Origin of the sequence: Saccharibacter floricola DSM 15669, from assembly GCF_000378165.1 — a bacterium.
In the GTDB taxonomy this organism is placed as follows: Bacteria; Pseudomonadota; Alphaproteobacteria; order Acetobacterales; family Acetobacteraceae; genus Saccharibacter; species Saccharibacter floricola.
Window position 1 is genome coordinate 75108 of record NZ_KB899343.1, and the last position, 7178, is coordinate 82285.

At 47.9% G+C, this 7178-nt stretch carries 6 protein-coding genes; 3 read left to right on the forward strand and 3 right to left on the reverse strand.

Going from position 1 to position 7178, the window contains the following annotated elements:
- Window positions 1-283: 283 nt before the first annotated feature.
- From F457_RS0109425 to F457_RS0109435, 3 genes are read right to left on the reverse strand one after another with little or no spacing between them, the layout of a single operon-like run.
- Window positions 284-1357, reverse strand: coding sequence for an MFS transporter (locus F457_RS0109425; protein WP_018980894.1), 1074 nt, complete (start codon window positions 1355-1357; stop codon window positions 284-286).
- Window positions 1358-1380: 23 nt separating this feature from the next.
- The gene (locus tag F457_RS0109430; RefSeq protein WP_156809420.1) at window positions 1381-2280 is read right to left on the reverse strand and encodes a hypothetical protein; all 900 of its coding nucleotides are present in this window, start codon (window positions 2278-2280) and stop codon (window positions 1381-1383) included.
- Between the two features lie 11 nt (window positions 2281-2291).
- Window positions 2292-3356, reverse strand: coding sequence for a toxic anion resistance protein (locus tag F457_RS0109435; RefSeq protein ID WP_018980896.1), 1065 nt, complete (start codon window positions 3354-3356; stop codon window positions 2292-2294).
- Window positions 3357-3539: 183 nt separating this feature from the next.
- Here F457_RS0109435 and F457_RS0109440 point away from each other — a divergent pair, with 183 nt between their 5' ends.
- The 3 genes from F457_RS0109440 (at window position 3540) to F457_RS0109450 (ending at window position 6097) form a co-directional block, all read left to right on the forward strand.
- Window positions 3540-4241 carry a VWA domain-containing protein gene (locus F457_RS0109440; RefSeq protein ID WP_018980897.1) on the forward strand — a complete coding sequence of 234 codons (702 nt, stop codon included), beginning with the start codon at window positions 3540-3542 and terminating at the stop codon, window positions 4239-4241.
- Window positions 4242-4303: 62 nt separating this feature from the next.
- On the forward strand, window positions 4304-4978 hold the full coding sequence (locus tag F457_RS0109445) for a TerD family protein (protein WP_018980898.1): 675 nt from the start codon (window positions 4304-4306) through the stop codon (window positions 4976-4978).
- An 84-nt stretch (window positions 4979-5062) separates the two neighbouring features.
- The gene (locus F457_RS0109450) at window positions 5063-6097 is read left to right on the forward strand and encodes a DUF475 domain-containing protein (protein WP_018980899.1); all 1035 of its coding nucleotides are present in this window, start codon (window positions 5063-5065) and stop codon (window positions 6095-6097) included.
- The last annotated feature ends 1081 nt before the right edge of the window (window positions 6098-7178 follow it).

Genomic DNA, 7178 nt, shown 5'->3' on the forward strand with positions numbered 1-7178 from the left:
TCCTGATTGTAGGCGGTCAGAAGGGATTATTGAGACATATAGAATGTCTTATCTCCTCTGTTTTCACGACGGTGTAGAGGGCATGCCATTGGGTGTGCTGCCGGTGGCCTTTATAAGGAAGAGCCTTTTTTCTCGTGAAGAAAGCGTTGGGCACTATATCTGACTGCACATGCTTGTGCCCGCATGGTGCTGAAGTGTGGAGCTATGTGGCGTTAAGGGTCTTCAGTTCCCGGGCATATTAGAAGGTGCCTGTGTGCAGAAAATGTTGCGAAAAGATGTGGGCTTAGACGAGCATGAGCAAGAGAGAAGCGATGCTCATCGCGATGGCATTGAGAATATTATTGCCTGCGGAAATGGTGGATGTTTCCCCCTGTGTCCTTTCAATAAGGTGTGCGTAAAACTGGCTGGAACATAGGCCCGCTGCAAAGCCCCCGAGAATGAGGCAGGTCAGGTCTGTGCTCCACGAGAGATTACAAAAGAAACCGATGGAAGCGAGAAGCATAGCGATAAAGAGTGACGTGGAGATGTGGCGACTGTTGGGGATGAGGCCCGCACACAGCGCGCCTACACCAAGGGTTAATGTCGTGCTGAGCATGAGCACACTTGCGGCGTGTGGCTCTGACAAGGGTAATGCAGTATGTTGGGCAAGATGGTGCATAAAAGAGGGTATGAGAGTGACTAATGCTGAAGCCACCCCCCAAAAAAGGCTGAGTAAGAGCGCAACGCCCAGTTTCCCTGCATGGTGGGTGACGTAGATCATATGACGGAGGTTTGAGAGCCAATGAATGTTGATTGGTTCATTGCCTTGAGAGGGTGAGCGGATCGCTAAACTAGAGCCGATTCCGATAAGGGCCATGCCAAGCATAGTGACACAGATCCAAATGGGTGGAAGCAGGCTTGCAAGGGCTGTGCCTGCAAGGATGGCCATGAAGGTGGCGCCGTCTAGGAGACCGTTTGCGGTAACAAGATGGTCGTCAGATGTTAGGTCTGGCAGGAGGCCTAGCTTAACGGGAGAAATTAAGGTGATTTGTACACCAAAGGCGAGAAGAGCACTGAGCATAAGGGGGATCGTGTCAGTGAGGATGCCGATGCTGCTGAGAAGCACTGCAACGAGCTCACTATATTTGTAGCATTGTAATAAGCGCGTTCGTGGGAAATGATCGCCCAGACTTCCCGCTAGAGGCGAGAGAATAAGGTAAGGCAGCACAAAAGAGAGCGTAGCCACGGCACCCACCCAACGGCCATGACCGATAAGGTGAAGGAGAACAAACGTCTTCATCATATTGTCGGTGAGAGATGTCGTCACCGTGGTAAGGATGAGCGCACTTATGGAGCGGTGTGAAGATAAGAGGGGCATAATATGCTCGGTGAAAAGGGTGCTTACCGTGAAAGGAATTCTTTGATTTTTGAAAAGAAGTGAGCGTCTTTCTCTTGTGCTAGGATGGTGGTTTGGGTGGAAAGCTGCTCAATTTGGGTAATCAAAAAGGTCAGAATACGGTCGCATCCTTCAAGCTCACGGTGAATGCCTTGCCGGTGATTGTCTAGCTGAGACTGTTGTAAGAGCGTATCATTAAGAAGTGTTGATAGCACGGTGCAACGTTCCGCAAGTGGTGTAAGCAAGTGATTGTCGTGCGGCGGTAGTTTTTTTTGAAAAAGGGTATGCCCCTGTTGGAGCGCTGCAATAAGGCGCTCTAATGTGTGGGCGTTGGCCTGTATTTTGGCGTATTTCTCCGCAAATGCGCGGTCTTGCTGAGTGAGCTTCTCTTGTAAGGCTATGATCCGTTGGCTGTAATCACGCAAATAGACATCCAAAGGGCGGTCTTTGAGCAGACGGTTGCGTTTGCGTGGTTGATTCCACCCGTCAGCAAGGAGGGTGATGTGCTCTGAGAGCGCTGCAAACTCGTCGCGTTCTTGTAGGTCGATTGTTGCGATCCAGTGGGAGATGAGCCGGTAGGCTTCTTCTTCTTGGCGGCCAATCGCGCGTATGCTGTGAGTGTGGTTCAGAGTAATGGATAAAAGAATGGTCTTTTCATAGTCAGGGCAGGAGAGCTCGCTGGGCGAAAGGCGTGTACGTAAGGGGGCTGTGACAGAGGCTTCTGTTACGGTTCGATCTGTTGGGGGCGGTGGGACAGCGACGGTTGATGGACGTGGTGCCGCTTCTGAGGTAGGGGAAGGTTCGGCACGCGATGGCACCGGTACTGTGCTGACGCGTGCTTGAGGCGATGTCGTGCTGTTTTGTGGAGGAGGTACGGTACTAGGCCGTTTAGAGGAAGACACCATAAGCAAATGGATTAACGCGGCGCGTTAAGAGATGTCGAGCCCTGTTGAGCAATGGTTTTATGGTAGTCTTCTTGAGCGGCTTGCAAACGTTTCAGATCTGCGGCGCGTTTTTGTTCCCCATCTTGTTGAATTTGGCGGACATGGATAATGGTTTCTTTCATGGCTTCTTGCGCCTTGATCAGACGGTCGAGATCAATGGTGCCACGTTGTTGATGTTGGGCTACGTGCCGTGTGGCTTGATTGAGCATTTCCGCACGTTTTTGTCGCAAATTGTTGGTGCTTTCTGCGACAGCATCAAGCTGGCGCACTGTTTCGCTGCTACGCTCAATAGACAGCGTATCGGCGAAAAGATTGCGATATTCTGTTAACTGGGAAAAAAGCGCGTCGTGAATGCCGCGAAAGAGGGCAAGAATATTATCTTTAATCCCCTCTTGTGTCATAAGATCTTGGCTAAGCGCTGCGAGCGTATCTTGAATGTCATCGCGTTTACGGCGGGCCAGTGCGAGGCTGTTATCAAATTTCTGAAGCGTGGCAACAGCGAGCGGATCATTGGTATCAAGGCTTTGTTCAAGATCGGCTCTCTGTTGCTCAGAATGCTCAATAAACTGTTCCATTGCTTGAAGATTTAGACGCTCTTCTGTGTAAAAAGACCGAATATCCTCAATGCGCTTTTCGGCACGGATGCCGTCATCACGATGGATTTCTGCACGTTGGCGGAGGTTGTTTTCGAGCTGCTGAATGTTGCTTTCAACGGAGCGATATTGCTGCTTGATCAGCTCGATTTTATTTTTCCCTTTGCCCAGCCAGCGTGAGAACATGGAAGTCTTTTCTTCTCCGGGAGACACGTTATTGACGGTGTTGAGCAAGGAAGTGAGAAATTTACCGGTTTCGCCAGTATCTTTGGTCATCAACGAGACCAAGAGTGCTTTTGAGGTATCGGCACGTTTTTGGCGGATGGAGAGGTCGATCGTGTCGATGCTTTCTGGGGAGTCGAGTGTTAACGAGGCCAGCTTGGCTTGAATTAAAGAAGCATCGGACATGACCAAACCTTTCAAAACTGTGAGCGGATCACTCATCTCCTCTTAACAAGAAAATATCGAAAAGCGAGGGGGGAAGCATCTTTTTTCGTTTTATGAAAATGATTTAAGAATGTTATAATAGTTCCGTAAGTATTATAATAAATATTGTTTGAATGCTATTTTCAGTATGCAAAAAATCTCTTATGCAAAAGACAGTTGTCATTAAAGTGGATGCGATACATGTCTGACCTTGTTTTTGATCTCAGCAAAAAGCTCGAGTTTCAGTTAGAAAAAAATGATGTATCGCGCAATATTTCGTTACGTGTTGGCTTTGCTCTTGATGCCTCAAGCTCGATGGAACAGGACTATGCGAGTGGGCGTATGACGCGTTTGAATGAGCGTATTTTGCCGGTGGCCTTACGTTTTGATGATAACCGTTCCCTTGAGGTCTGCGCGTTTTCGAAAGTGGCGTATGCTTTGCCTGATATGACAGCTGAGAACTATCAAACCTATATTGCAGATCATATTATGCGCGATTTTTATCGTCTGTCTGGTGCAACCTATTTTGCACCAGCACTGGCATATTTCATTCATGAATGGGGTAAAAAAACCTCCATTATGAGTGCTGTACGTCGCTTTTTTACGCCATTAGCACGTACAGAACCTTCAGAAGATCCAGGTTATATTATTTTGCAAACGGACGGCTGTAATTTTGATAACGACGAAACTATAGCCCTTATCCAATCGTTAAAAGAAAATAATATTTTCGTGACTTTTATAACAACAGGGCCAGAAGCGAACCGTCAGCGTACGGAATATTATGCTCAGTGCTCAACAAATGTTGCAACATTGCATATTGAGGAACTGTCGTCTGTCTCTGATGACTGTCTGTATGCGTCTTTAGTTAGTCCTAAACTGGTAACATGGTTGCATTCTTTGTAGTGTCTTCCTCATCATACCTGTTGAGATGTGATGGATATAGATGAAGTATAAGGTTTAATAGTATGAGTGACTTAGCGTTTAATCTTTCTAAAGGGATGACATTTGACCTCGAAAAAGCACGTCCAGGACTTAAAAAGGTTCGTGTTGCGCTGAAATGGAAGAAGGTTAAACAAGGTATATCCGAAGCTGATGCAGACTTGACGGTGGTTGTGTTAGGAAGCCGAGCCGCGGCTGAAAGTGATTCCGCAGCCATTGCACAAGGCCAGAAAGATGCTCAACGTAAGATTTATGCATCTGACCCGGCCTGGGTTCTGTATTATAACTCCCCCCAAACAACGCTTGATGATGGCACAGCGGTTAAGGCGACACCGGGGCAAGAAATTGTTCATTGGGGCGACAACCGTACAGGGGGTGACTTTAATGGCGTGGATGGTGAGCAAGTTGATATCAACTTTGAAAGAATGCCCGAGGGGGTGATGGAAGTGTCCATCCTTGGCACGATCTATGAAGGGAGTGAACGGAACCAGAATTGGAACGCTCTAGAAGCCGTCTTGGAAATTACGGACCTGACAGATGATCGTATGATTGCGCGCTATGAGCTGGAGCATGATTTCCCGACTGATACGGCCGTTCAAGTTGGGGCGTTTATTCGCACTGGGCCAGCGACATGGGAGTTCCAAGCAATTGGGAATGGTAGCCGCGGTGGTCTTGGGCATTTCTTGTCCTATTGGAGCTAGAAACGCTGCCGTCCTGTTATGATTGCGTAAGAGGGAGTATAGGCGTGGAACGGGCATTATACTGTTGATTAGAAAAGGGAAGCTATGAGGCATTTCTATCCTGCCATCATCGTGTCTGTGGTGGCATTACTCATTGGCGTGGCGTTTGGCTATATTACTCAACCAAGCGTGGCAGGAGCATTGCTTGGAGCGGAATCTGTCATCATTCTAGCGCTCATGGAAACAGCAGAATCAATGGATAATGCCATTGTTGATGCCCGTATTCTCAAGACCATGACGGAGAAATGGCAGAAGCGCTATCTGACATTTGGAATGCCTGTTGCCGTTCTTGGAATGCGTTTCCTTTTCCCTGCTGTGATCGTGTCAGCTATTGCGGCGATCACACCGTGGCAGGCGATTACCTTAGCGTTTAAGGAACCTCATCATTACGCTGAGATTATGACAAGCGCGAAAAATAACATTTCAGCCTTTGGTGGTACATTCTTGCTGATGATTGCTTTGTCTTATTTCATTGATGAAGACAAAGAAGAGCATTGGCTGACATGGGTTGAGGCGAAAGCGGCTCGTTTAGGTGGCGTTAGTGGTTTTTCAGCAGGGGTAACGCTTTTAGCGTTGTTGGTCACGTCCTTCGCGGTGGCTGATCTTCGGCAGCGTTGTGATATTCTGCTGTGGGGAGGGGTTGGTATCGTGAGCTATATCCTCATTAAGGAGGTTCTCAGCTGGCTCATTGGGGATGCTCAGAGTACGAATACAGCGATGCGTGGTGGTTTTCTGACCTTTTGCTATCTCGAATTTATTGATGGTTCTTTTAGCTTTGATTCGGTTATTTCTGCGTTTGCGATCACAAATGATCCGGTTATTATCGCAGCAGGACTCGGTGTTGGGGCGATGGTGGTACGCTGTATGACATTGGCAATGCTGCGTTCGGACACGTTGGCAGAGTTTGCTTATGTGGAGCATGGTGCCTTTTATACTATTTTGATTCTTGCGATTTTGATGCTTGCGTCCATTCTACATGATATTCCTGAGTGGTTAACCGGTAGTATCGGGTTGGTTCTCATTGGTGGTAGCTTCGTAGCTTCCGTCTGGAAGAATAAGCAAAATGCTCACAGTCCTTGATGGAGGCTGCTGCGGCTGTGATGCCGATGATCGAGAGGAAGGAGAGTGCCGTTTTATCGTATCATGTTGAAACGGTTCTTTATTCCTTGAGGTGTGCCTATACATTCTCAACCATATGTCGGCTTTGATAAGTCATTTTGAGCAGGTAGCAGGGGGCATTGCGTTTTTGGGGGGAGGACTAAAAAGGACGGACTTCATAACTATGTGAGATAAGTCTAGTGCAGTCAGTTCTTTCTTGATGGTACAACGATCCGTGCCCATCACACGGCAGTTAGAGCTGTCAAAAAAAGAGGGTTACAGAGACGGATAGAAACATCATGAAGCTCTTGGTTGCTCACGTGTGGGGGCACTAAAGTCTGTGTAGCTGCGTGATGGACGCGCTAGAGCACTGTCCTTCATGCTTTTCACCCAGACAGGTAGGTTCACGAATTGTCATGTGCATATGTTTTACTTCATTCGCCTATTTATATTATTGGCGACCGTGGGTATGCCTCGCATAAATTCTGTGGGAATCTCTGGAATCGCGTTTTTCTAAAGTCCCCCTCCTAAATGAGCTTATACGTACCGACATCTGAACGAAAATTTATGGGCAAGGCTTTAGTAATGGTAGGCCATTGCAACATGATACGACAAAAGGGCAGTCTTTTTCCTCTCCGTCGTCCTTATTGCCACTACAGCAGGTCACATCCAGAACTAACAGGCCTTAGGAGGCACTGTTTTGCTGTTTTAGATCTGTTTCCAGACTTCGTACGGTGCTCGTTTAAGAGCCCTTTTGGGAATTCGCTTTGGTGGGCTTTCAAACTGTTTCTTACATGGTTCACGTTATGGATGTGGCCGCCAGAGCAGGAAGGCTGAGTGGCCGAAATCACCCGCACGACGAAGCGTTATCCGTCTGACGTGACTGATGAATAATGGGAGCGTAAGCGCCCTTGATGCCTGAAGCGAAGCGGCAGGGACGCAAACGACCGATCGATTCCCCTGAAATCATGAATGCGCTGTGCACTCTTGTCTGCCTTGGCTGTGTATGGGAGGAGATGCTTTCGGTTCATTTTGATCCCTGGTAGGCCGTCTATTGGTGGTT